This window comes from Mesorhizobium sp. USDA 3734 (genome assembly GCF_056279665.1).
Genome location: NZ_JBWCCW010000001.1, coordinates 2,211,825 through 2,236,105, shown reverse-complemented (window position 1 = coordinate 2,236,105; position 24,281 = coordinate 2,211,825). Strand labels below are relative to the sequence as shown.

Below are 24,281 nucleotides of genomic sequence, written 5' to 3'. Positions count from 1 at the left end.
GGCAAGGCTCACATGATCAGCGCAGCGCCTGCTTGGCGAGCTCGGCGACGATCTCGTAATTCTCAGGCGTGACGAAGCCGGCGCCGGTGTCGACATTCATCGGCGCCAGGCCCAACACCACCTGCTGGCAGAGGCTGAGGATCGGCAGATAGCCCTGCAGGAAAGGCTGCTGGTCGGCCGTCAGCTGCACCCAGCCCCCCTTGAAACCCTCGACGATCTGCGGGCTGGTGTCGAAGCCGAAGTTGAAGATCTCACCCGCCTTGCGTCCGGCCGCCTGCATGTAGGTGGGGACGTTGCCGAGCATCTGCCCGCCGGGATACCCGACCGCCTTGACATCGGGGTTGTTGAGCAGTGCCGCGGTGATCACGGGGATCGCAAGGTTGGGATCGGACGCCCATTCGCCGCTCGGCGGCGAGGACAGCTGGATGACCTCGACGCCGGCCTCCTTCAGCGCCGCCACCGTGCCGCGCTCGCGTGCGCCGCGGGCCTCGTTCTCGAACGGGCCGATCATGATCGCCTTGTCGCCGGCCTTGAGCTTGCCGAGCTTGAACGCCTCGGCGCCGAGCGCGCGGCCTTGTTGCTCCTGCTGGGCGCCGACATAGCCGCCGCCGAACGCTTCCACCACCTTCGGCACCGGCACGTTCTGGTACATCATCTTGATGCCGTCCTTGTGCGCCTGTTCGGCCAGCGGCATGATCGACGCGTCGCCGGGATGGCCCATCATGGCGATGCCGTTGGGCTTGACCGCGACCGCCTCTCGCAACTGCTGCACCATCTTTTCAACGTCCCACTGGGAGAAGATGTAGTCGACCTTCGGTCCGAGATCGGCCGCCGCCTGCTTGGCGCCATTGTAGACGATGGTGCCGAAGGCGTCGCCCTCGGCGCCGCCGACGAAGAAGCGGATGTGGACGTCCTTGCACCACTGGGCGTCGAGCGCCTGCGCGGGCAAGGTGGAGATCGCAGCGGCAAGCGCCGTGGCGGCAGCCAAGACGGTCGAGCGCAGAAGTGTCGTTCTGATCGCGATGCTCATGCACGTTCCTCCCATTGTTTCCCTCGTCAGCCGAGGGGCTTTCTGACGATAGCTTCGGCAGTACCACTTGACGGCCGGCTCCTCCCGCCGGCCGATCCTCACACCGGGTTAGGCAGGTAGCTGGCGCCTCCCCGGCATTGCTTCAGATACTCCAGGGCCCTTGCCTGCCCTGTGATCTCGAGGTCGCCGCGATAGACCGGGTCGTGCCAGCCCTCGATGTCGATGGCGCCCTTGTACCCGGCCAGCCGCAACTCGCTGATCACCCGCGTCCAGTCGCTGTCGCCAAAACCCGGCGTGCGCATCTGCACGAAGGGCAGCCGGCCGAACACGCCGTGTTCGCGGATGACATCCCAGCGCACAGTCGCGTCCTTGCCGTGGACATGGAAGATGCGCGGCGCCCATTTGCGGATCTGCGGCATCGGGTCGATCAGATAGACCAACTGGTGGCAGGGTTCCCATTCCAGCCCGAGATTGTCGTCGGGCAATTCGTTGAACATCAGCTCCCAGGCGTCCGGATTGTGGGCGATGTTCCAGTCGCCGGCAGCCCAGTTGCCGTCCATGGCGCAATTCTCGAAGGCGATGCGCACGCCCTTGTCGGCGGCGCGTTTGGCCAGCGGACCCCAGACCTCGCGGAAGCGCGGCAGGCTTTCCGTCAGCTTCTTGCCGCGAAGGCGGCCGGTGAAACCGCTGACCATCGAGGTGCCGAACAGATGCGCGTTGTCGATGACGGTTTCCCAGGCCTGGAGCACGCCACGATCAACCTCGCCGCTCTCCAGCGGATTGCCGAACACGCCGAGCGAGGACACCGTGACATCGGCATCGCCGATCGCCTCGCGAATCTGGCCGGCGAGCCGCGGCAAATCCTTGCCGCCCAGCGTCTGCCAGAAGAACGGCTGGATGCTCTCGAAGCCGAGCGGCAGGATCTGTTTGATGTAGGCCGCCGGATCATCGAGATTGGCCCGCACCATGGTGCCGATCCGGATGTCGAGAAGCGGGTTCGGCATCATTGTGCTTCCTCTGTGATGGCCACGCGTCGGCCAGTCTCGGCGCTCTCGATGGCGCCGAAAACCATGGCCAGGCTTTTGATGTTGTCGGCGCCGCGCGTCTCCGGTTCGGTGCCGGTCTCGATGGCGCGGATGAAATCCTGGATGATGCCGAGATGGCCGCCGATGCGGTCGGCGGGAGCGAGTGGCGGCACTTCGATTGCCTGGGTTTTGTCGAGCAAGCCGTCACGGCCCGGCACCACCACTTCCGCCTTCAGCCCGTCATGGCCATCCCAAATGAGGCTGCCGCACTCGGCGACGATGCGCCAGCTGCTTTCCCAACTGGTGCGGAAGCCGGCGGCACACCAACTGCCGGCATAGGTGAAGACCTTGCCGCCGCCGAGGTCGAAGACGGCGCTGGCCGATGATCCCTGCCGGTACCAGGAATTGGCCGGCTCCCATTCCTGGCAATAGACGCCGGACGGCTCGCCATTCATCATGTAGCGGGCGGCGTCGAAGGTGTGGATCGCCATGTCGAGCAGCAGGACATGGGCCATCTCCTCGCGAAAGCCGCCGAAATGCGGCGCGACGAAGAAGTCGGCATGGATGCTGGTCGGCGCGCCAATGGCGCCGGAAGAAAGAAAGCGCCTGATGCGCCTGACATTGGCGACATAGCGGCGGTTCTGGACGACGGCATGAATGCGTCCGGCGCGGCGGGCAGCTTCGACGATCGCGCGCGCATTCTCCGGGCTGTCGGCGAGCGGCTTTTCCGTCAAGAGATGGCAATGATGCGCAAAGGCGGACAGCGCGACTTCTCGCCGGGCGGCGGGAACCACCACATCGAACACGGCATCGGGCCTGGTCTGGTCAAGCATGGCGTCGAGACTGGTGCCGATGACGGCATTGGTGAGGTCGTATTCTTGCGCCCTCGCCCGTGCCCTGTCGGCGTCGAGATCGACAAGGCCGGCAATGGCGAGCCCGTCGATTTGCCGCGCGGCATCGAGCCAAGCCTTGCTCATCGCTCCGCAGCCGACCAGGACGACATTGATCATCCAGCGCTCCTCCTCCGCTCGGTCCCTCCAGACCGATCGCCACGGCATTCACGGCAAGACCGTAAACGTTTTTCCGTAAACGTTTACGAGAACACACCCGAAGGCGTAGAATGTCAATCGGCCGCTCGCGAAAATCGCCTTGTCGCCTTGGCCTGAGCGGCCACCGGTGCTAGCCAAACAAGGGGGAGAACAGTCACTTGGCGTCCAGCATTCACGACCTTGCCCGTCACCTGAACATTTCCATCGGCACCGTGTCTCGGGCGCTGAACGGCCGCGCCGACGTCAATGCCGACACGCGCCAGCGCGTGCTCGAGGCGGCCAGGACGCTCAACTATTCACCCAACCAGTCCGGCCGCAGTCTGCGGCAGGGCGCCACCCATTCGATCGCTTTCATGCTGCAGCCGCATCCGGGCGACCAGCAATATGGCGAACCGTTCTTCATTCCGTTCCTGACCGGTCTGCAGGCGCGGCTCGCCGACGATGGCCTGGATCTGATGGTCGTCATGGGCGAGCCCGGCCAATATCAGCAGGAGAGGCTGCGCCGTGTGGTTGAGACGCGCCGGGCCGACGCGGTCGTGTTGGCAAATACACGGCGGGAAGACGATCGGATCGACTATCTCAGCAAGGCCGGCTTTCCCTTTGCCACGCTTGGCCGAAGTCAATCCGGCGGCGATACCTATCCTTCGCTCGATATCGATTTTGAGAAGGCGGGGGATGAAGCCGTCGACCGGCTGGTCGCGCGCGGCCACCGCCGCATCGCCGCTGTTCGCCCGTCGCTCGACCTCAACTTCGGCTACCTGTTCCTGGACGGCTATCGCAAGGCGCTGGAGCGGCACAGCATTGAAGTCGACCCCGGCCTGATCGCCGACGGCTTCATCAACGAGGCCGGCGGCTATCAGGTGACGGCGGACGTAATGCACTCCAAGGATCGGCCCACCGCCATCATCTTCAACAACGACGCCATGGCGCTCGGCGGCTGCAAGGCGCTGGCCGAGATGGGCATCCGGCCCGGCCATGATATCGCAGTGATCGTCATCGTCGATACGCCGCTCTGCCGCTATTTCTCCCCGGCGCTGACCGCCTTCCGTCCGGCGCTGGAGCCGATGGGAAGGCGACTGGCCGAAATGCTGCTGGCCTCGCTACCGGCCTTCGCCGGCCCCGAAGGCCCGCGCATCATCCGCGAGGTCTGGCCGCTGGAACTGGTGGCGCGCGACAGCGATTGATGGTGGGCGAAGCCGGCAACGGCGCTCAATCCACCTTCTTCTCGCCCCTCTCGCCGGCCTTGACGATATCGCCCGTGGTGAACAGGATTTCCTTCAGTTCCGCCCGCCAGTCCTTCTTCTGGCGCAGCAGGAATTCGAGATCCATGCCGAAATGCTTGAACTCCTCGCCTTGCGCATTCTTCATGATGGCGCGGGCCTGCGGGTCCTTCTCCACCGACATGCGCTGTTCGTACCAGCCGATTGCTTCCGCCTCCTCGATCAGCGAGGTGATCATGCGGGCAAAGGTCCGTACCTTCTGCGTCAGCTCTTCAGGCGGTTCGTGATACTGGTCGAATCCCATGTCGTCCTCCGTTGGCCATTCCCATGAATGCCCGGGGATGCCGCCGGTTCCGCATCATCGCTGTAATTCCGCCAGTGCTCACGAAACCGGCGCCGCTCCGCCCTCTGCGGTGCGTCGCGCAATGAACTCGTCGAGGACGCCTGATGTGGCGACGGCCGCAGCCGGCGGCACGAAATCGGCCAGCGCCCGTCTCCAGACGCCGGTGGCGCGCTCGCTCGCCGTCTTCGAACCGCTCTGCGTCCAGTTGCCGAAATTCGACCAGTCGGCCACCAGCGGCTCGTAGAAGGCGGTGCGGTAGCGCGCCATGGTGTGGCCGGCCGCGAAGAAATGGCCGCCCGGCTGCACCTCGGCGATCGCCTCGAAGCCGATGGAATCATCGTCGCCGGGTGTTGCGGCGCACAGTTCCGCCACCGTCTGCAAAGCCTCGATGTCGGTGACCAGTTTCTCGAAGGAGACGCTGAGACCACCTTCCAGCCAGCCGGCGGCATGGATGCACATCGTCGCCCCGGCCAGCACCGAGCCCCACAGCGCGAACTGCGTCTCGTGCGCGGCCTGCGCGTCCGAGATGTTGGCCGCACTGCCGCCGCCGGACCGCCACGGCAGTCCGGTGAAGCGCGCCAGCTGGCCGGCGCCCAGCGTCGCCTTGACATGCTCGGGCGTGCCGAAGGCGGGCGCACCCGACTTCATGTCGACATTGGAGGAGAATGAGCCGTAGACCACCGGCGCACGCGGCCGCACGATCTGCGCCAACGTCAGTCCGGCCAGCGCCTCGGCATGCTGCAGCGTCAGCGCGCCGGCCACCGTGATCGGAGCCATCGCGCCCGCCAGGCAGAACGGCGTGATGACGGAGATTTGGCCCGCGCGGGCGAAATCGATGATGCCTTGCGCCATCGGAATGTCGAGCTGGCGCGGCGAGTTGGTGTTGATGACGGTGTAGCAATGTGCGCCCGCCAGAAACTCGTCCTCCGACAGGCCGCGCGCCAGTCGCAGCATCTCAAAACCGTCCTCGACCTGCGGCGTGCCGCGCGCGAAGACGAACGGAAGCTTGTCGGACAGCGTCAGCTGCGCGCGGTTGACGGCATAGTGGCGGAAACGGTTGTCGACATCCTGCGGCTCGATGCAGGGCCCCAGCATATGCAGCACGTCGAAATGCTGCACTAGCCGCATCAGGTCCTCGAAATCGGCCAGCGTTCCCGGCCGCCGGCCGCGCTCGAGATCGGTGACGTTCGGCGCCCCGCACCCGGCCAGGAAGGTCATCGAGCCGAGTTCGAGCGTCAAATCTCGGGCGCGGGACCCGGCATGGGCGTGGATCGACTTCGGCGCCGAGGCGAGTGCTGCGGTTACCATGTCACGGCCGATGCGCACCATGTCTGTGTCGGGGTCGACTAGGGCGCCTGCATTGGCGAAATACTCACGCGCCTGCGGCAGCAGGACCTTGATGCCGAGCTCTTCCAGCACGCGCAGAGCCGTGTCGTGGATGGCGGCGACCTGATCGTCCGAAAAAATCGGCTGCGGCAGGAACGGGTTCTTCAGCGACCGGTAATTGGGCCGGCGGCTGCTTTCGCTGCCGGCCTCGCCCGTGCGTCCACGCCGGCGCTCGCGCCTGCTGTCCCGTGCCGCGTCATCGACCATCAGAAATCCTCCTCATTGCCGCATCGCCTTGCCCAGGGGATCGTAGGGTGAAGCCGCGATGACACGCGCCGGCCGCTCCTCACCCACGACATGCACCGAGAGCGCGGTGCCCTCGCCTGCGAAATCGCGGTCGACAAGCGCCAGCGCCAGGCTCTTGCCAGCCGTATAGCCATAGCCGCCCGAAGTGACGAAGCCGACGCGCCGGCCTTGGTGCCAGACCGGTTCGAAACCGCTGGCGTCGGCGTCGAGCACATCGATTTCCAGGGTCACCAGGCATTGGCCGCTGCCGGCATCCCGCTCCTTCAGCGCCGCTTCGCGGCCGATGAAATCACCCTTGCCGAAAGTGATGAAGCGGTCGAGACCGGTCAGGCCGGGCGTATAGCCTTGCGTGAATTCGCGCGACCAGATGCCGAAGCTTTTTTCCAGCCGCAATGCGTTGAGCGCATAGTAGCCGATTTCGGCCAAGCCGAGATCCTCGCCGGCGGCCAGCAGGGTTTCGCGCAGAGTGGCATGCATGGTGGCGGGGCAATTGATTTCGAAGCCGAGTTCGCCTGATATCGACAGCCGCGCCACACGTGCCTGCACCATGCCGATGTCGAAAGCGCCGCAGGCCATGAATGGCAATGCCGCGCCGGACACGTCCTGATGCGTCGTGCGCTCCAGGATCTTGCGTGCATTCGGCCCGGTCAGCAGGAAGCCGCTCATCGTGTCGGACAGGTCGGCGACGGTGACGCCCTGCGCCGCATGGCTCTCGAACCAGCGCATGTGGAATTCTCTGAGATAATAGGAGCCCATCAGCCAATAGGCGCCGCCGCCCCAGTTGAAGACGGTCAGGTCGCCCTTCAGCCGTCCGTCATGGCCGAGCATCGGCGCCAACCTCGCCTGTCCTGCTTTCGGCAGCTTGCAGGCGAGCAGCCGGTCGAGCCACGCTTCAGCGCCAGGCCCCGAGACCGCATAGCGCGAATAGGCCGAGATATCGACGAGACCGGCGGCGCGCCGCACCTGCAGCGCCTCGTCGCCGACAATGTCGAAGGCGTTGGAGCGGCGCAGCGTCGTGTTCTCGCGAAAACCCATCGGCGCGAAATAGGCCGGGATTTCCAGGCCCCAGAACGCCGTCCATTCGCATCCCGCCGCGCTCATCCCGTCATAGGCGCCGGGGCGTTTGAGCGGCCGGCCGGCCGGCAGCCGCTCATTGGGAAAGGTCATGACGAAGCGGCGCGAATAGAACTGGCGCGTCGTCTGCCTGAGATATTCCCGGTTGGCGGCGAAAGCACCGTAGCGAGCGATGTCCATGCCGAATATGTCGGCCTGCGGCTCGCCATAAATCATCCACTCAGCCAGCGACTTGCCGACGCCGCCGCCCTGGCTGAAGCCGGCCATGACGCCGCAGGCGACCCAGTAGTTCTTCAGGCCGCGCACCGGCCCGACGATCGGATTGCCGTCCGGCGTGAAGGTGAAGGCGCCGTTGACCCATTTGCGGATACCGGCCGTCGCCAGGCAAGGGAAGCGCTCATGCGCCTTGGCGAGTTCCGGGCTGATGCGGTCGATGTCTTCCGGGATCAGCTCGATGCCGTAATCCCACGGCGCGCCGTCCATGTTCCAGTGCTTGGGGTTCTGCTCGTAGACGCCAAGCAGCACGCCCTTGCGCTCCTGTCGCAGATACGAAAACCCGTCGAGATCGACGGCGATGCCGATCTCCCGGTCAAGTGCTGCGATCTCCGGAATGTCCTCGGTGATGAAATAGTGGTGCTCCATCGGCGTCACCGGCAGGTCGATGCCGGCCATGCGGCCGAGCTGCTTTGCCCACAGCCCGCCGGCATTGACGACATGCTCGGCGATGATGGTGCCCTGCTCCGTGACGACATCCCAGCGCCCGTCGGCACGCGCCCTCAGCTCGATGACCCGGTTGCGCAGGATGATGTCGGCGCCGCGCTTCTTCGCAGCACCCGCATAGGCGTGCGTCGTGCCGTACGGGTCGAGATGACCTTCGTTGGAATCATGCAGGCCGCCGAGAACGCCGGTGACGTCGACGATCGGACAGATCGCCTTGATCTCGTGAGGCGTAACCAGCCGCGCGGTCTCGATGCCGACCGACTGAAAACACCGCCCAGGCCGATTTCAGCCACTCCCAGCGCGCGGGATCGCTGGCGATGTTGACGCCGCCGGTCATGTGCAGGCCGATATCCTGGCCGGATTCGGCTTCGATCTCACGGTAGAGATTGATGGTGTAGTCCTGCAGCGCGGCCACGTTGGGGTCGGCGTTGAGCGCATGGAAGCCTGCCGCCGCGTGCCAGGTCGAACCAGCCGTCAGTTCGGCACGCTCGATCAGCGCCACATCGCTCCAGCCGAACCGCGTCAAATGGTAAAGCACCGAGGCCCCGACCACGCCACCCCCGATGACGACAGCGCGGTAGTGCGACTTCAAGGCTTCCCCTCCACGGTTAGTCCGAAGGCTGGACCATATACGCACTAGACATAAGTGTCCAGTGCCAGCGCACGCGCGTCTTTTCGTCGACCGGAGTCCGACGGAGTGATCAATTCTTTCCGCCAGGCGCACGTTTTTATCGGCAAGTGAAGAAGACGGCGGGCGTGCACCACGCGCTGTCACGCAAGCATCATGTTCGCGCCGTAGACCGCGTTTCGGGGAGGCGCGCGCGGCATCATCGATGTCGCACCTCTTTCAGCTTTTCGTCCTGCGGCCGCTCCGGCACATCTGTCACAAAGAGGATTGTCCATGAAACACCTGCACCGAACCGCGTCGCTCGGCGTCGCGCTGGCATTGTTCACCGCCTTGACCCCGGCGCTCGCCGACAGCACCGCGACCGTCGGCGGCCTCGTCAACAAGGGCCTGGTCGGCGTCGGCCGCATCCCGGCCGCTCAGCGCGACAAGTTCGGCGAGACGTTCGGCTCGGGCTCCGGCATGTCGATCGACACATCAGGCTGGACGCATGACGCCGCCGGCTACAAGGGTTCGCTCTGGCTGCTGCCGGACCGCGGCTACAATCTCGTCGGCACCACCGACTACCGGCCGCGCCTCAACACGATCGGCATCGAGTTTGCCCCGGTCGCACCGGGTGCGGCACCCGCTGCCGGCCAGGAACAGACGGGCGTTAAGGCAACGCTTGCCGACACCATGCTTCTCACCGACGACAAGGGCGCTGATGCTACCGGCCTCGATCCGCTCAACGGCGTGCGCGCGGCAAGCGGTGACATGCCGGTCCTGCCGCAGGCCGACAATGGCAAGCTGGCGCTCGACAACGAAGCCATCGTGCGGCTGCCCGACGGCTCGATGTTCATCTCCGACGAATACGGCCCGAACATCTACCGGTTCTCCGCCGACGGACATCTGTTGTCGGCGACCCAGCCACCGGCTGCGCTGGTGCCGATGCGCCACGGCGCGCCGAACTTCGCCTCGGACAATCCGGGTCCGGGTGCCGCCGAGCCCGATCCGAAGGATCCCGATACCGGTCGCCAGAACAACCAGGGTCTTGAAGGCATGGCGATGACGCCGGACGGCAGGTTCCTGATCGCCGTGCTGCAGTCGGCAACCAGGCAGGATGGCGGCGATTCCGGCTCGACCCGCCAGAACACCAGGGCGCTGGTCTATGACGCCTCCGACCTCGCCCATCTCAAGCTGGCGCATGAGTATGTCGTGCCGCTGCCGGTGTTCAAGGATGCCAAGGGCAAGACCAAGGTCGCCGCGCAGAGCGAGATCGTGGCGCTCTCCGACAAGACCTTCCTGATGCTGGCGCGCGACAGCGGCAACGGCCAGGGGTTGAAGGGCGACACTTCGCTGGTGCGCCAGATCTTCGTCGTCGACGTCTCGGCCTCGACCGACATCGCCGACGGCGCCTTCGATGCCGCCGACAAGCCGCTGGCGCCCAAGGGCGTGCTCGACCCGTCGGTGACGCCGGCCAAGCTGACGCCGTTCATCGACATCAACGACAGTGCCGAACTCGGCCGCTTTGGCCTGCACAATGGCGCGCCCAACGACAAGAACAACCTGTCGGAGAAGTGGGAGGCGATGTCGGTGGTCAGCGTTCTCGATCCGAAGCTGCCCGACGACTACTTCCTGTTCGTCGCCAACGACAACGACTTCCTCGCCCAGGACGGCTTCCAGGTCGGCGCGCCCTACAAGGCCGAAGACGGCGCCGATGTCGACACCATGTTCCTGGTCTATCAGGTCACGCTGCCGGGGCTCGCCAAGAAGTAACTACGGCACAGGCGGGCGCGCTTGGCGCGTCCGTCTGGGGCCTTTTCCTGGAATTGTTCCAGGCAGGTCGTGACGGCTTACTTCAAGAACTCCACGTCCTTCGGGACACCCGCATCGATCGGCTCGGCGGTCCTGCTCGACACGGCCATGATCTTGCCGGCAGCCGACAGGTTGGGACGCACGAAGACCTGGGCGGGGCCGTTGACCCGGCTGTAGAGGTCGATGATGTCCTGGTTCATGAAGCGGACACAGCCGGACGAAGCGTTCTTGCCGATGGAATCCCACTCCGGCGTGCCGTGCAGACGGTACATCGTGTCCTTGCCGTCGCGGAAGAGATACAGCGCGCGGGCGCCGAGCGGGCTCTGCGGGCCGGGTGGCATGCCGTCCTTGTATTTCGCCAATTCCGGCCGGCGCTGGATCATTTCCGGCGGCGGCGTCCAGACCGGCCACTTCTTCCTCGCCTGAACCATGGCGCTGCCGGTCCATCCGAAACCGGCCTTGCCCAGGCTGACGCCATAACGGATGGCCTTGCCGCCGTCGCGCACCAGATAGAGAAAGTGCTCGGAGACATCGACGACGATCGTGCCGGGTTTCTCTCCGGTCGGGTCGGACACGATCTGGCGCACGAACTTCGGATCGAGCTTGGCGACCGGGATTGCCGGCAGCTGATAGCCCTCATCGACGCGCGCCGCATACATGCTTGCGGTGTCGCCGAAAGCCGGATCGCTCGGTGCTGCCACCGGCGGCGGCGCCACGTCCGTCGTGGTGCACGCCGAAAGAGCCACGGAGGCCGCGCCCAAGGCGGATGCACCGAGGAACGCGCGCCTGCTCAGGCGCTCATAAAACAGCGGAATATCGGACATGAACCCCCCGGTCTATCCAAGATATGTAGGAATGCGGCCCCACGCACCGAGGATCAATATCCCATTCCGGAAGCTTTGAGAACATGATTAGATCAAGGCACGACCTGTTCCGTTGAATCGGCAATCATCGCGGACCGCGACTTGAAACAAACCTTCGCCGAGTTGCCAGCCATGGACGAAAAAATGCCCACGCGCCGGCGCACCGGCGACCTGACCAGCGGGCCGATTCCGCGCACGCTTTTGCTGTTCGCCCTGCCGGTGCTCGGCTCCAACGTGCTGCAGTCGCTCAACGGGTCGATCAACGCCGTCTGGGTCGGCCGGTTCCTCGGCGAATCGGCACTGACCGCCACCTCCAACGCCAACCTCGTCCTGTTCCTGATCCTCGGCACGGTTTTCGGCATCGGCATGGCGGCGACCATCCTGGTGGCGCAGTCGGTCGGCGCCCGCGACCTGCCCGAAGCGCGCCGCATCGTCGGCACCAGCGCCACCTTCTTCTTCCTGGTCTCGATGGTGTTCGCGGTCTGCGGCTGGATCTGGGTCGATGCCATCCTGGGCGCGCTCGGCACACCGGCCGACGCCTTGCCGCTGGCGCGCTCCTATCTGCGCATCATCTTCGTCGCCGTGCCGATGATGAACCTCCTCTCCTTCGTCATGACCGTGCTGCGCGGTGCCGGCGATTCGCGCACGCCGTTCTTCTTCATGGCGCTGGCCGTCGTCCTCGACATCGTCCTCAACCCATTGCTCATCCGTGGCATCGGCCCGTTTCCCGAACTCGGTATCGCGGGCTCCGCCACGTCCACGCTGATCGGCCAGACGGTGAGCGTGATCGCCATCCTCATCGTGCTTTATGTGCGCAAGCATCCGCTGCGGCTGGCCGGCGCCAACCTCGCTTTGCTGCGTCCCGACCCCACCTTGCTGCGCATCGTCGTCTTCAAAGGCGTGCCGATGGGCCTGCAGATGATCGTCATCTCCGTGGCTGCATTGACGGTAATGGGCATGGTCAATTCCTACGGCTCGCAGGTTGCCGCCGCCTACGGGATCGCCGCGCAGCTGTGGACCTACATCCAGATGCCGGCGCTCGCCATCGGTGCTGCGGTCTCCTCGATGGCGGCGCAGAATGTCGGCGCCGGGCGCTGGGACCGGATCGGCCGCATCGCCGCCTCCGGCGTCGGCTTCAACCTGGTCCTGACCGGCGCACTGGTTGCCGTGCTGTCGGTTTTCGACCGTTCGGTGCTGAGCCTGTTCCTGAGCAGCGACAGTGCTGCGATCGACATCGCCGTCCACATCAACGGCGTCGCGTCGTGGTCGTTCATCCTGTTTGGCATCACCATCGTGCTGTTTGCCACGGTGCGCGCTACTGGTGCGGTGATGCCGCCGCTGATCATCCTGGTGATCTCGGTGCTGGTCGTACGCACCGGCTTTGCCTATTTCATGCGCGGCGTCATCGGCGAAGAAGCGCTGTGGTGGAGTTTCCCGGCCGGCTCGATCGCGTCGCTCGTGCTGGCCGCCGCCTATTACCGCTTCGGCCGCTGGCGCACCATGCACATGATCGAGGACAGGCCGGCCGCCGGCGAGCCGCCGGACACCGGGCTCGGTGTGCCGCGCGGACGCGCGCATCTCTCGCCTGAAACGCCGAACGGCTGAGGGTCCAGCCGTTTATCGGCCCTTCAACATCCGCTAAGAGTTTACCGTCTTTCGACAATCCGTTGCGGGCAAAGGCGGGATCCATGGGCAAAGGCAGGGTAGAGGCATTCACCGACGGCGTCGTGGCCATCATCATCACCATCATGGTGCTTGAGCTGAAAGTGCCGCATGGCGAGGATTTCTCCGCCTTGGTGCCGTTGTGGCCGATCTTCTTCTGTTACGTGCTGTCCTTCATCAATGTCGGCATCTACTGGAACAACCTGCACAACATGTTCCACGCCGTGCAGCGGGTCGACGGCCGCGTGCTGTGGGCGAACCTCAATCTGCTGTTCTGGCTGTCGCTGATGCCGGTGACGACGGCCTTCATGGGCGAGAACCACTTTGCGCCGGTGCCGGTCGCCGTCTATGGCGCCGACCTCGCGCTATGCGCCATCGCCTACACCATACTGGCCGCCGCGCTGCATCGCCTGCACGGCAATGACACCGCCTTTGCCAAGGCACTGGGCAACGACCGCAAGGGGAAGCTCTCGCTGGCCGTCTACATCGCAGCCGTCGTGCTGACCTTCGTCAGCCAGTGGATCGGCGTCGCACTTTATGTGCTGGTCGCGATGGTGTGGCTCGTGCCGGATACGCGTTTTGCGCGGGTGATCGATAAGTAGCTGCTTCCCAGCACTACTCTACTTGCGCATCGCTTTCAGTTTTTCCGCCACCGATGCGGCAAGGTCGGCATAGCGCTCCTCCAGCCGTTCCGCGGCCTTGATGATCGAGAAATCATGGCCGAACTTTTCCAGCGCCATGCGCAGTTTCTCGACGAATTCGGCTTGTTTCTCCAAGGCGGAAAAGAGCGTCTTCACCTGCGCTTCGCTGATGTCGGGATTGGCCAGCATCTGCGGCACCTCACGGCCCATCTGGTCGCCGGTGGCGGTTTGCTCCTTCAGAATTGCGACCCAGTCCGTCAATCAGGAAATCTCCATTTGTCCCCGCAAAAGTCTTCTTTTGCCGGGGCAACATGCGCAGCCTCGACCCGAGCGGTCAACCCGGGCCAATGTATGTCGCCCAAAAGTGCGCGGCGGGTTTGGGACGCCGACATGCACAAAAACAGGATCCCGAGCACGCCGCACGGACCTCCCTCAAACGTGACGCGCATTGGGCGGGCAGAGGCTTGCGCAAGCCGGTTCCAGCGCTAAGTTCGGCGCCATCGAAGAAGGAAACCATCGCCCATGATCACCGACGCCGAGATTCAGACCGCCCTGCCCGCGCTTGGCCCCGGCAACGCCGCCGTCATCACCGGTGCCGCCAGCGGCATCGGTCTTGCGGCCGCCAAGCGGTTTGCGATGATGGGCATGAAGATCGTGCTGGCCGACATTGGCGGCGCGCGCCTTGACGACGCCGCGCGTGCCGTCTCTGCGATTGCCGGCGACGATGCCGTGCTTGCCGTCGCCGCCGACGTTTCGAAGGCGAAGGAGGTGGACCGCCTCGCAGAACGGGCGTTCGGCGCCTTCGGCGACGTGTCGCTGTTGATGAACAATGCCGGCGTCGGCGACAACCCCGGAAAGCCCTGGGAAAACCGCGATGCCTGGAAACGGCTGCTGGACATTAATTTCTGGGGTGTCGTGCATGGCGTCGAGGCCTTCACGCCGCGCATGCTGGCCTCGGCCAGGCCGGGCCTGATCGTCAACACCGGCTCCAAGCAAGGCATCACCATGCCGCCAGGCAACCTTGCCTACAATGTCTCCAAGGCCGGGGTGAAGACCTTCACCGAAGGCCTGGCGCATGCGCTGCGCAACGAACCCGGCGCTCATGTCGCCGCGCATCTGCTGATCCCCGGATTCACTTTTACCGGTCTCACTGAGGGCGCGACGGAAAAACCGGCCGGCGCCTGGACCGGCGAACAGGTTGTCGATTTCATGCTGGCATCCCTGGCCAGGGGAGATTTCTATATCCTGTGCCCGGACAATGAGGCTGCGCGGCCGCTGGATGAAAAGCGCATGGCCTGGGCGATCGGCGACATCATCGAGAACCGTCCTGCCCTGTCGCGCTGGCATCCGGACCACAAGGACGCGTTCGCCGCGTTCATGAAGGGCTGATCCTTACGCCGCGTGCTTTTTCGGCCCGCGCTTCTGCGTCACGGCCTTCTTCGCCGCCATGGCGGCGATCTTCTCGTCATGCCGCTTGGCCGCACGCTCGCATTTGTCGCGGATCTCCTCAACTTCGGATTCGGTCAGGTGCTCGATGCCGATGAAGTGGTTGTGACCCTCGCCGACCCGGATCAGTTCGTCGAGCTTGGCCTGGATCGCCGCACCGTCGCGATTCTGGGTGTTCTGGATGAGGAACACCATCAGGAAGGTGATGATGGTCGTGCCCGTATTGATGACGAGCTGCCAGGTGTCCGAAAAGCCGAACAACGGACCGCTCACCGCCCAGACGATGACGATCAGGCAGCAGACGGCAAATGTCAGCGGCAGGCCGGTTATATGGGCGACCCAGTTGGCGATCTTGGTGAAAAGCTTTTCCATGTACCGAAATCCCTCAACGCTGCGACGCGATGAGAAACAACCGGCGACCGTCTCAGGTTCCCGGCGCAAACAAATACAAGCCGCACAATTGAATACACGCATAAAGAGAATACGGCCGAAAACACACTTTACGGGTTCAATGGCACAGTAACCGTGCAGGCAAGAGAGCCTGTTCCTTCCGCTTCACAGCGGTTTACCTCCAGCCCCTTCCGCTGCGCCACCCCCGCATGGCGGAAGGGGTTTCAGTCTGTGGAGCGCGGAGCATGGTTTCGCAAAAGCGCCGCCCGGTTAGCGTCGACGTGTTTGTGGAAGCTCAAACGGCGTCGTTTTCCCAGCGGTCGAGGAAGGCTTCGATCGGCATTGCCCTGCATGTCGGGAACCGCTCTGGCGAGCTTTTCGACCGGCCAATCCCACCAGGCGAGAGCTTCGATCCGCGCCGCAATATCCGCAGCGAAGCGTGGCCGGAGCGCCTTCGCCGGCACGCCTGCGACGATTGCATAGGGCGGCACGTCCTGCGTCACCACTGCGTTGGCGCCGACCACCGCGCCATTGCCGATGGTGATCCCGGGCATGATCACCGCGCCGTGGCCGATCCAGACATCGTGGCCGATGGTCACGGCTTTCGCCTGCCGCCGCTCGCGGAAGGCGGCGTCGACGCCCAGCCAGCGAAAATACTCGTTCGGACGGTAGCTGACCTTGTGCTGGGTCAGCCGCTCGATGGGATGCTCCAGTGCGTTGACGCGGCTGTTGGCGGCGATCGAGCAGAATTTCCCGATCGTCGTGTAGATCGCTTCCGAGTGGCGTTCGAAATAGGAGAAGTCGCCGACCGTGACCTCGCGCAGCACCACCCGCTCGCCGATCGAAGCATAGCGGCCGAGCTTGCACGCCTTCAGCTCCGCGGTCGGGTGGATGCGCGGCTCGGGGTCTTTCGGGACGAGATTTTCAGAACGGTCCATGCGGCGCTTTACTTCAGAGCAATTGCTCCTGCAAGGCAGGAGCAATTGTCCGTGGGGCCAATCAGCACAAAAGACGCCCACCCGCCTATTGCGGCTTGCCTTTGCTCCACACCACGTTCTGGCCGTAGAGCGGCACGGTGGTGACCGACATCTTGGCCGATCCGTTCTGCACCTGGCGCGAATGCGACAGGTAGATCAGCGTCTCGTTGGCCTTGTCGTAGATGCGGTTCACAACCTGCTTCTTCCAGATCAGGCTGATGCCTTGCTTGAACACTTCCTCGCCGCCCTCGCCCATGTCGATATCGCCGATGGTGATCGGACCGGTCTGGCGGCAGGAGATCGAGGAATCGGACGGATCCTCGAACCAGTTCCCCTTGTGCAGGCGATCGATGATGCCGCGATCGAAATAGGAGACGTGGCAGGTCACGCCCTCCACCTTCGGATCCTTGATCGCCTCGACGATGATGTCGTTGCCGAGCCAGTCGACGCCGACCTTGCCGACTTCCTCGGCGGCGGCAGCGCCAGCGCCAAGGACAACGCACGCGGCCAACGCGCCGCCGATCAGTTTTCGCCCAATCCGTCCGTGCCCAATCAGTCCGTGCCCATTCAGTCCGTGCAAGGGAGCCTCCTGCGGTTCGAGTTGCCGGTCACAGGTGGGGCGAGCAGCCTCGCTTTGCAAGCAGATACGTCAACACCACGGCGGTTGCGGCAACGCGGCACTTTGCCTGAGCGGGGCCGAACCGCTAAGACTGTCGCACAGGCGCGGCATTGAGCCGGCGCGACGATTTCTGCAGACGGACTTTTCTGATGATGCGTTCTATCCTGGTCGGCATTCTCGTCCTGATGGCGGCCGGCATTGGCTGGCTGACCTTCGACTGGTACCGCGGCCATTATGGCGGCGAGCCCTTCGGCGCCGCCTTTACCCTGGTCGACCAGAAAGGCGCGCCGATCACCGAGGCTGCATTCAGGGGCCAGCCCAGCGTCGTCTTCTTCGGCTTCACCCATTGTCCCGAGGTCTGCCCGACCACGTTGTTCGAACTGGCCGGCTGGCTGAAGACACTCGGCGACGACGGCAAGAACCTGCACGCCTATTTCGTATCGGTCGATCCGGAGCGCGACACGCCTGAGGTGATGAACGCCTATGTCAGCAATTTCTCCGACCGCATCACCGGCATCACAGGCGATCCGGACAAGGTCCATGCGATGGCCAAGTCGTTCGGCATCTACTGGAAGAAGGTCGACACTGGCGACGGCGACTACACGATGGACCACACCGCCTCGGTACTGCTGCTCAACGCCAAGGGAGACTTTGCCGGCACCATCGCGTATGGCGAAAGTTCGGACACGGCCGTCGCCAAACTGAAGCGGCTGGCGGCGAAAGGCTGATCACCATTTCATGACCCAGACGCGCCTCTACTTCACCACCGGAAAGATCGAGTCCATCAGCATTTTTGCAGCGTTCGAGGCGGCTTTCGAGGATGAAGGCCTGCCGATCGCCGTGCTGGAGGTCGATGAGGATCGCGACATCTATGAAGTGTCGCTCTATACCGATGGCGATGTCGATGCGGTGGAGGCGCAGGTCAAGGACATCCTTGCCGGGCTTTCCCTGTCGAAGCCGATCGAGCGCGAGGCCCTGCCCGACATCGACTGGGTGGCACGCTCGTTGGAGGGGCTGAAGCCGGTGCGCGCCGGCCGTTTCTTCGTCCACGGCGCGCATGACCGCAGGAAGCGCCACAGCGGCGAGCTCGCCATCGAAATCGAGGCCGGCCTCGCCTTCGGCACCGGTCACCACGGCACCACAGCCGGCTGCCTGGAGATGCTGGAAAAGGTGGTGCGGCGCGAACACCCGCGCAACGCGCTCGACCTCGGCACCGGCAGCGCCGTGCTGGCGATTGCCGTCGCCAAGCTCGCGCACATTCCGGTGCTGGCAACCGACATCGATCCGGTGGCAGTACGCGTCGCTGCCGCCAATGCACGGCTCAACCACGTCAAGGCGCTGGTGGAGACCGTGACCGCGCCGGGCTTCCACCACCCGATCTTCGGCAAGCGTGCGCCTTTCGATCTCATCGTCGCCAACATATTGGCGCGGCCGCTGATGCGGCTGGCGCCGCAAATGGCCGGTCACATCGCACTTGGCGGCTCGATCGTGCTGTCGGGTATCCTCGAGCGCCAGCGCGACGCCGTCATCTCAGCCTATGTCGGCCAGAATTTTCGCCACGTGCGCACCTTGCACCGCGAAGGCTGGGTGACGATCCACCTCAAGCATTAGAAGCTGATGCCCAGATTGGCCTTGAAGCCATTATCGAAGGCATCCGGCCCGAACTGTCCTGCATAGGACAGGCCAAGGGTTGCGCTCTGCGCCAGCTGCACGTCGAAGCCGGCTTCGACCAGCATCGCATCCCTGGCTATCGGCACACCGGCGATGGTGAAGTCGCCACCGCCGGCAAAGGCGACGGTTGACAGCGGCGTCACATCGCCGAAAGCGTGGCGCCAGCCGAGCATACCGCGCGCGGTCGCTGCCACGCCACCGATGGTGACTTCGGTGGAAGCCCTGACGCCGAGCGTGGTGAAGGTCGCGTCGGTCGTCGAACTGCTGCTGGTCAGCGCCGCGGCACCACCGCTCTCGGCGAAACCATCGGTGTGCAGATTGACATAGGCGAGACTGGCGAACGGCTCGAAGGCAAACGGACCGGCATCGGTCTTGGTGGCCAGTTCACCGAAGGTCTGCGCGGTCGCGGCGTCGTAGCCGGCCGACAGACTGTCGGTGAAGCCTTGGAACGCGACCGAGCGCGACGTCGAAATCCGATGCCAGGTGTAGGCGGCGCCGGTACGGAAGGCGATGGCACCCCAATTGGTCCCGCCATAGAGGCCGAGATGATAATTGTCGCTGTCGCCCGACGAGTTCCTGTCATCGGCATCGAAGCTGGTGCGGCTGTAGCCGCCGACCATGCCGACCCGCCAGTTGCCGGCTAGGCCGTCGGCGCCGATCAGCAGGCCGCCCGTCGAACGGTCGAAGGCCGCCGCATTACCGTCGCTGTCGGTACCGCCCCAGGAGCCAAAACCCTGCGACCAGATGGCGAAACGGTCCGTGTCGGCGGCGACGGGCTGAACGCCGTCCTCGCCGTAGGCCATGACCGGCAGCGAGGCGGTCTTGCCGCTGTCGCCGAAGGCGGCACGCAGGCGCGCCGTCACCGCGTCCTGCAGGAAATGGCTGTCCTGCACCAGCATGCCCTTGGCCGAGGCATGGATTTCGCCGGAAAGCTGGTCGAAGGCGGCCTGCGCCGCTGCGTCGCTCGGCAGGGCAAGCACCGCGCTGACCAAGGCACTGCCGGCCGCGCTGTCCAGCCCGTCACCGGTGGCGATCTGGTTCGGCGTCAAGCCGGCCGAGCCGAAGGTCTTTGTCTGGGTGACGTCGACATAGGCATGTGTCGTGTCTGACGTGGTGCTCAGACTGACGAAGGCGGAGACCTGCGGATCGCCCACCAGGGTGAAGGTTCCGCTGACGCTGGCGGCTTGAAGCACCGTGTAGCGGGTACCCGGCACCAGGTCGCCCAGTCCAATGTTGGTCACGCTCAAGCCGGCGCCCGAAATTATGCTTGCCGTGCCTACAGCACTGATCAGATCGGCAGCGCCGGTGGAATTCAGTTCCACCGCATAGGTCGAGCCGGATGCGAAGCTGGCGTCGCCATAGACCGACAGCATGCCGATCCCATTCTTGCCGGGCGCGACCGTGCCGGAAACAGCGAGCGGACCAACCGCGCCACCGCCGGCGAGCGTGGCGCCGCTGTCGACTGTTATGGCCGAACCGATCAGAGAACCGGAAACCAGCAAGGTACCGGCCTTCACCTCGGTCCCGCCCGACAACGAGTTCGTACCCGACAGCTCGAAGGTACCCGTCCCGTCCTTGATCAGCCCGCCGGAACCGCTGATGCCGCCCGAAAATACCGTCGAGCCATTATTGCCCCCGGTCGTCAGCGTGCCTGTTCCGCCATCAACCGTTCCGGCACCGGCAAGTGAACCGATCACCTGGCTGAAGTTGTTGAGTGAAAGCGTGGCGCCGCTGTCGACCGTATATGCGCTGTTTGCGCTGAAAATGTCAGTCGCGCCCGCTTTCAGCGTACCCTGTGCAACATCTGTGGCCGTCGAATAATTGTTGCCGTCCGAGATGCCGGTGATGGTCAGCGTTCCCGAACCCTTCTTGGTGAACGTACCAGATGCGGTGTCGATATCGGTCATGACAGCATGGGTGGTGAGATTGAAATTCTGCGTGTCGATCGAGCCGCCATTGGCCGTGAACTGGATGAGGTTGTTGTCCAGTTCGATATCGGCGGCTCCAGCCTGCAAAGTGCCACCGTCCATTGTAATCGTCCCGAATCCAAGGACGTGGCCGGCCGTAACCTGGATCGTGCCCCCGCTGATCTGGGCTCCCAGGCTAAAGTTGTTGGTATTGTTGGTCAAAACGAGCGTGCCCGCGCCGGTCTTGAGGATGGTCGCAACCTCGTTTTCTGATACCTGGCCACCATAGGTGGCTATTCCCGAACCGACATTGATGGTCTGGATCGTGTCGATGGTCAGGTTGTTGTTGATCGTGATGCCATCCTTGATGTCGATCACGGTTCCGCTGAAGGCGGATAGTGGTCCCGTCCCAAGCGCCGCATTGTTGCCCAGGCTCAGCGTGCCGCCATAGAGATTGGTACCGCCGGTGTAGGTGTTTGCGCCATTCAAGGTAAGCAAGCCGTCACCGCTCTTGGTGAGGCTTGCGCCTGAGATCACTCCATCGGCCGTAAAATGAGCACCGGCATCGACCGTGACGACAGTGTCGGAGACGAGATTGAAACTGGCGCCGGCGTCCAGGTCGGGAATGAAATTGTTCGTCTGCACGTTGATCGAGGCCTGCCCGGAGGCCTGGAAATTCAAAACGCCGCTTGAAAACCGGTAACCGCCGGAGGTGCTCGTGGCATTCAAGTTCAGCGTGCCGACCGTATAGGGTCCGCCAGTCAGGAAAACGGTATAGCCGAGCCCTTGGTCCGGCGCATCATGGTTGAAGTTCGCGACCGCATCGACGCCGTTGGGAACCGTTGCGGGAGTCCAGTTCGCAGCCGTACCCCAATCGCCGCTGTTGTGAGCGAAATCCTCGGCCGAGGCGACACCTGACATAATCGGCGTTACAGCGGTCGCAATCAGCCCGGCTATCAGCAGAGCCGGAAGCGACGTGGACGACAGAAGCGAGCCCGCAAGCCGCGCATTCATCTCGCCATCGCCTTTGGCACGCGCTGCGGAAACAGAATGTCTCATCCAAAATCCCCCCGACCAACCATCCACTGGCTGAATCGACCCTTTAAGCCCGTGGCGACGCTACGAAACCCGCTGCCGCGAGACAAGCGAATGTAAGCCGTAAAGATTACCGGAACCAAGCAACACGGAGCTCAGACAAGAAATCAGAGCAAATCCGTTGCGAATTTGCATCAATCAATATTTGGCCACACCAGATGCCAGACTGCGCACAAGCACGTTTTTTTACCGGCTGACTGGCTCAGGATATAGTCCTCATTTTCAACATCGACCCTGCAGGCGGCGCATGACCAGCATCATGGCTTTCAACAGCGTGCCGAAATTGGTTCCCGACACCAACCCTGACCCCGAACCAGATAACTTGCCGTGCGAAGTGACGCACGCTCAAAAAGCAGGCGTTGCTGACTTTTTCTGGTTGCAATTCTCGTGTGCTGGCGGGCAGCGCAGCGAAGCCGCGTCGTGTCGGGGATGAACAACGACAACCCAGCCTTCGTGCTGCGGCTGGACCAGCCCCATTTGGTTGTCAGCCAGGCAGCGCTGTAGCAGGTTGCGCCAACCGGAAATCGATTCCGCTTTCCGGACCCATAGGCTACGGTCACGCGACATCAGGAGGCCCATCATGTTCCAGACCTTCGATTCCGCCGGCGACCCGGCAGTCGGAAAGCCGCGCGTGGCCCTGCTGCGCCAATGGCTGGCCGCGAATGGCCTCGATGGTTTTATCGTGCCACGCGCGGACGAGCATCAGGGCGAATATGTCGCCGATCGTTCGGCACGGCTGAAGTGGCTGACCGGCTTCAGCGGCTCGGCCGGTGTCGCCATCGTCTTGCGCGACCGCGCCTTCGTCTTTGTTGACGGGCGCTACACGCTGCAGGTGCGCGGCGAGGTCGATCTCGACGTCTTTTCCGTCGAAAGCCTGGTCGACAATCCGCCGGCTCTCTGGCTCAAGGACAATCTTGGCAAGGGCGCGCGGCTGGGCTTCGATCCCTGGCTGCACACGATCAGCGAGGTCAAGGCGCTGCAGGCCTCGGCCGACAAATCAGGCGCCGTGCTGGTGCCGCTCGACAAGAACCCGATCGACATCATCTGGAAGGATCAGCCCGAGGCACCGGTGGCATCAGTCGAACTCCACCCGATCGGCTTTGCCGGCGAACTCGCCAAGGACAAGCTGGCGCGGCTGGCAATTGCGATCGCCAAGGATGGCGCCACCCATGCCGTGCTCACCGACCCCTCCTCCATCGCCTGGGCCTTCAACATCCGTGGCGGTGACGTGCCGCACACGCCGCTGGCGCTCGGCTTCGCCATCCTCGCCGCCGACGGATCGCACCAGATTTTCATGGCTAAGCGCAAGTTCTCGCGTCAGGTCGCGGCCTACCTCACCCAGCTCGCCGAGCCGCACGAGCCCGGCGAATTCGAAGCGGCGATCGCAGCGCTTGCCAAGAGTGGCGCGAAAATCGCGCTCGATCCGGTGCTGGCGGCCGACAGGCTGCGCATGCTGGTCGAGGAGAATGGCGGCACCGTGATTGCAGCAGTCGACCCAGCCCGCATCCCGCGCGCCACCAAGAACCAGGCCGAGATCAACGGCTCACGCGCCGCGCATCGTCGTGATGGCGCGGCTGTGGCAAAGCTGCTGTGCTGGCTGGAGCGGCAGAAACCCGGCTCTCTTGACGAGATATCAGTCGTCACCAGGCTGGAGGAGTCGCGCCGGCAGACGGGCGAGGAAACCCAGATGCCGCTGCGCGACGTCTCCTTCGACACCATTTCCGGCGCCGGCCCGAACGGCGCCATCATGCATTACCGTGTGTCGCGCGCCACCAGCCGCAAGCTGCAGACCGGCGAACTGTTCCTGCTCGATTCAGGCGCGCAGTATCAGGACGGCACCACCGACATCACCCGCACCGTGCCGATCGGCCAGCCGACCGAGGAGATGCGCGAACGCTTCACGCTGGTACTGAAAGGCATGATCGGCATCTCGACGCTGCGCTTTCCCACCGGCACGCGCGGCTCGGAAATCGATGCCGTCGCGCGCATGGCGCTGTGGAAGCACGGTTGCGACTTCGCCCACGGCACCGGCCATGGCGTCGGCTCGTATCTGGCCGTGCATGAAGGGCCGCAGCGCATTGCCCGCACCGGCACCGAAAAGCTGCTCGAAGGCATGATGCTGTCCAACGAGCCCGGCTACTACAAGGAAGGCGCCTACGGCATCCGCATCGAGAACCTGATCCTGGTGACGCCGGCGCAAGAGATCGAGGGCGGCGACATCGCCATGCACGGCTTCGAGACGCTGACGCTGGCGCCGATCGACACCAGACTGGTGCGGTCAGACCTGCTGACGCGCGACGAGCTGCACTGGCTCGACGCCTACCACGCGCGCGTGCTGGCCGAGATCGGGCCGATGCTCGACGGCGAGACGCTGGCCTGGCTGGAAAAGGCAACGGCCCCGCTGCCGCATGATGCCAAGATTTGAAATCGGTCTTGGAAGGGCGGCGCCGCCCCTCATCGCCCTGCCGGTGTCCAGCCGATAGATGGGTAACAGTTTG

19 protein-coding genes and 2 pseudogenes are annotated in these 24,281 nt (G+C 64.2%); 9 read left to right on the top strand and 12 right to left on the bottom strand.

Annotation, left to right across the window (positions count from 1 at the left end; genetic code table 11):
- Window positions 1–16 precede the first annotated feature (16 nt).
- The 3 genes from ACZ89F_RS10640 to ACZ89F_RS10630 form a co-directional block, all read right to left on the bottom strand.
- On the bottom strand, window positions 17–1,030 hold the full coding sequence (locus ACZ89F_RS10640; RefSeq protein WP_476091682.1) for a substrate-binding domain-containing protein: 1,014 nt from the start codon (window positions 1,028–1,030) through the stop codon (window positions 17–19).
- A gap of 98 nt (window positions 1,031–1,128) precedes the next feature.
- Window positions 1,129–2,037: a sugar phosphate isomerase/epimerase family protein gene (locus ACZ89F_RS10635; RefSeq protein WP_476091680.1), complete on the bottom strand. Its 909-nt coding sequence runs from the start codon at window positions 2,035–2,037 to the stop codon at window positions 1,129–1,131.
- The gene (locus tag ACZ89F_RS10630) at window positions 2,034–3,065 is read right to left on the bottom strand and encodes a Gfo/Idh/MocA family protein (protein WP_476091678.1); all 1,032 of its coding nucleotides are present in this window, start codon (window positions 3,063–3,065) and stop codon (window positions 2,034–2,036) included. The genes ACZ89F_RS10635 and ACZ89F_RS10630 overlap by 4 nt, the downstream gene beginning before the upstream one ends.
- A gap of 197 nt (window positions 3,066–3,262) precedes the next feature.
- Between ACZ89F_RS10630 and ACZ89F_RS10625 the strand changes: the two genes are divergently transcribed.
- Window positions 3,263–4,288, top strand: coding sequence for a LacI family DNA-binding transcriptional regulator (locus ACZ89F_RS10625; protein ID WP_476091676.1), 1,026 nt, complete (start codon window positions 3,263–3,265; stop codon window positions 4,286–4,288).
- A gap of 25 nt (window positions 4,289–4,313) precedes the next feature.
- Here the strand turns inward: ACZ89F_RS10625 and ACZ89F_RS10620 are convergent, their stop codons facing one another.
- The 3 genes and pseudogenes from ACZ89F_RS10620 to ACZ89F_RS10610 form a co-directional block, all read right to left on the bottom strand.
- Window positions 4,314–4,628 carry a ferritin family protein gene (locus ACZ89F_RS10620; protein WP_109668196.1) on the bottom strand — a complete coding sequence of 105 codons (315 nt, stop codon included), beginning with the start codon at window positions 4,626–4,628 and terminating at the stop codon, window positions 4,314–4,316.
- A gap of 78 nt (window positions 4,629–4,706) precedes the next feature.
- On the bottom strand, window positions 4,707–6,260 hold the full coding sequence (locus tag ACZ89F_RS10615; RefSeq protein ID WP_476091674.1) for a trimethylamine methyltransferase family protein: 1,554 nt from the start codon (window positions 6,258–6,260) through the stop codon (window positions 4,707–4,709).
- Window positions 6,261–6,272: 12 nt separating this feature from the next.
- Window positions 6,273–8,685, bottom strand: a pseudogene (locus ACZ89F_RS10610) (GcvT family protein).
- Between the two features lie 309 nt (window positions 8,686–8,994).
- On the opposite strand from ACZ89F_RS10610, the gene ACZ89F_RS10605 reads away from it, so the two are divergent.
- Window positions 8,995–10,473, top strand: coding sequence for an esterase-like activity of phytase family protein (locus ACZ89F_RS10605; RefSeq protein WP_476091672.1), 1,479 nt, complete (start codon window positions 8,995–8,997; stop codon window positions 10,471–10,473).
- Window positions 10,474–10,550: 77 nt separating this feature from the next.
- Here the strand turns inward: ACZ89F_RS10605 and ACZ89F_RS10600 are convergent, their stop codons facing one another.
- Window positions 10,551–11,336: a L,D-transpeptidase gene (locus ACZ89F_RS10600; protein WP_476091670.1), complete on the bottom strand. Its 786-nt coding sequence runs from the start codon at window positions 11,334–11,336 to the stop codon at window positions 10,551–10,553.
- A 171-nt stretch (window positions 11,337–11,507) separates the two neighbouring features.
- On the opposite strand from ACZ89F_RS10600, the gene ACZ89F_RS10595 reads away from it, so the two are divergent.
- Together ACZ89F_RS10595 and ACZ89F_RS10590 are read left to right on the top strand one after the other, a co-directional pair.
- Window positions 11,508–12,980, top strand: coding sequence for an MATE family efflux transporter (locus ACZ89F_RS10595; protein ID WP_476097258.1), 1,473 nt, complete (start codon window positions 11,508–11,510; stop codon window positions 12,978–12,980).
- 83 nt (window positions 12,981–13,063) lie between these two features.
- Window positions 13,064–13,639, top strand: coding sequence for a TMEM175 family protein (locus tag ACZ89F_RS10590; RefSeq protein WP_476091668.1), 576 nt, complete (start codon window positions 13,064–13,066; stop codon window positions 13,637–13,639).
- An 18-nt stretch (window positions 13,640–13,657) separates the two neighbouring features.
- On the opposite strand, the gene ACZ89F_RS10585 is transcribed toward ACZ89F_RS10590, so the two are convergent.
- The gene (locus tag ACZ89F_RS10585) at window positions 13,658–13,939 is read right to left on the bottom strand and encodes a hypothetical protein (RefSeq protein WP_023668298.1); all 282 of its coding nucleotides are present in this window, start codon (window positions 13,937–13,939) and stop codon (window positions 13,658–13,660) included.
- Window positions 13,940–14,200: 261 nt separating this feature from the next.
- Between ACZ89F_RS10585 and ACZ89F_RS10580 the strand changes: the two genes are divergently transcribed.
- Window positions 14,201–15,067, top strand: coding sequence for an SDR family NAD(P)-dependent oxidoreductase (locus ACZ89F_RS10580; protein WP_476091666.1), 867 nt, complete (start codon window positions 14,201–14,203; stop codon window positions 15,065–15,067).
- Between the two features lie 3 nt (window positions 15,068–15,070).
- Here the strand turns inward: ACZ89F_RS10580 and ACZ89F_RS10575 are convergent, their stop codons facing one another.
- The 3 genes and pseudogenes from ACZ89F_RS10575 to ACZ89F_RS10565 all read right to left on the bottom strand — a co-directional run bounded on the left by ACZ89F_RS10575 (window position 15,071) and on the right by ACZ89F_RS10565 (window position 17,071).
- Window positions 15,071–15,496: a low affinity iron permease family protein gene (locus tag ACZ89F_RS10575; protein ID WP_476091664.1), complete on the bottom strand. Its 426-nt coding sequence runs from the start codon at window positions 15,494–15,496 to the stop codon at window positions 15,071–15,073.
- Between the two features lie 313 nt (window positions 15,497–15,809).
- Window positions 15,810–16,452, bottom strand: a pseudogene (locus tag ACZ89F_RS10570) (transferase hexapeptide repeat family protein).
- Window positions 16,453–16,537: 85 nt separating this feature from the next.
- Window positions 16,538–17,071 carry a CreA family protein gene (locus tag ACZ89F_RS10565; protein WP_476091662.1) on the bottom strand — a complete coding sequence of 178 codons (534 nt, stop codon included), beginning with the start codon at window positions 17,069–17,071 and terminating at the stop codon, window positions 16,538–16,540.
- Window positions 17,072–17,259: 188 nt separating this feature from the next.
- Here ACZ89F_RS10565 and ACZ89F_RS10560 point away from each other — a divergent pair, with 188 nt between their 5' ends.
- Both ACZ89F_RS10560 and ACZ89F_RS10555 read left to right on the top strand, forming a co-directional pair.
- A complete protein-coding gene (locus tag ACZ89F_RS10560) occupies window positions 17,260–17,838 on the top strand; it encodes an SCO family protein (RefSeq protein WP_476091660.1) in 579 nt (192 codons plus the stop codon).
- A gap of 10 nt (window positions 17,839–17,848) precedes the next feature.
- The gene (locus ACZ89F_RS10555; protein WP_476091658.1) at window positions 17,849–18,721 is read left to right on the top strand and encodes a 50S ribosomal protein L11 methyltransferase; all 873 of its coding nucleotides are present in this window, start codon (window positions 17,849–17,851) and stop codon (window positions 18,719–18,721) included.
- Here the strand turns inward: ACZ89F_RS10555 and ACZ89F_RS10550 are convergent.
- The gene (locus tag ACZ89F_RS10550) at window positions 18,718–21,747 is read right to left on the bottom strand and encodes an autotransporter outer membrane beta-barrel domain-containing protein (protein WP_476091656.1); all 3,030 of its coding nucleotides are present in this window, start codon (window positions 21,745–21,747) and stop codon (window positions 18,718–18,720) included. The two genes, ACZ89F_RS10555 and ACZ89F_RS10550, sit on opposite strands and share 4 nt — an antisense overlap.
- Before the next feature lie 283 nt (window positions 21,748–22,030).
- Between ACZ89F_RS10550 and ACZ89F_RS10545 the strand changes: the two genes are divergently transcribed.
- A complete protein-coding gene (locus tag ACZ89F_RS10545; protein WP_476091654.1) occupies window positions 22,031–22,216 on the top strand; it encodes a hypothetical protein in 186 nt (61 codons plus the stop codon).
- A gap of 147 nt (window positions 22,217–22,363) precedes the next feature.
- A complete protein-coding gene (locus ACZ89F_RS10540) occupies window positions 22,364–24,208 on the top strand; it encodes an aminopeptidase P family protein (RefSeq protein WP_476091652.1) in 1,845 nt (614 codons plus the stop codon).
- Window positions 24,209–24,281 lie beyond the last annotated feature (73 nt).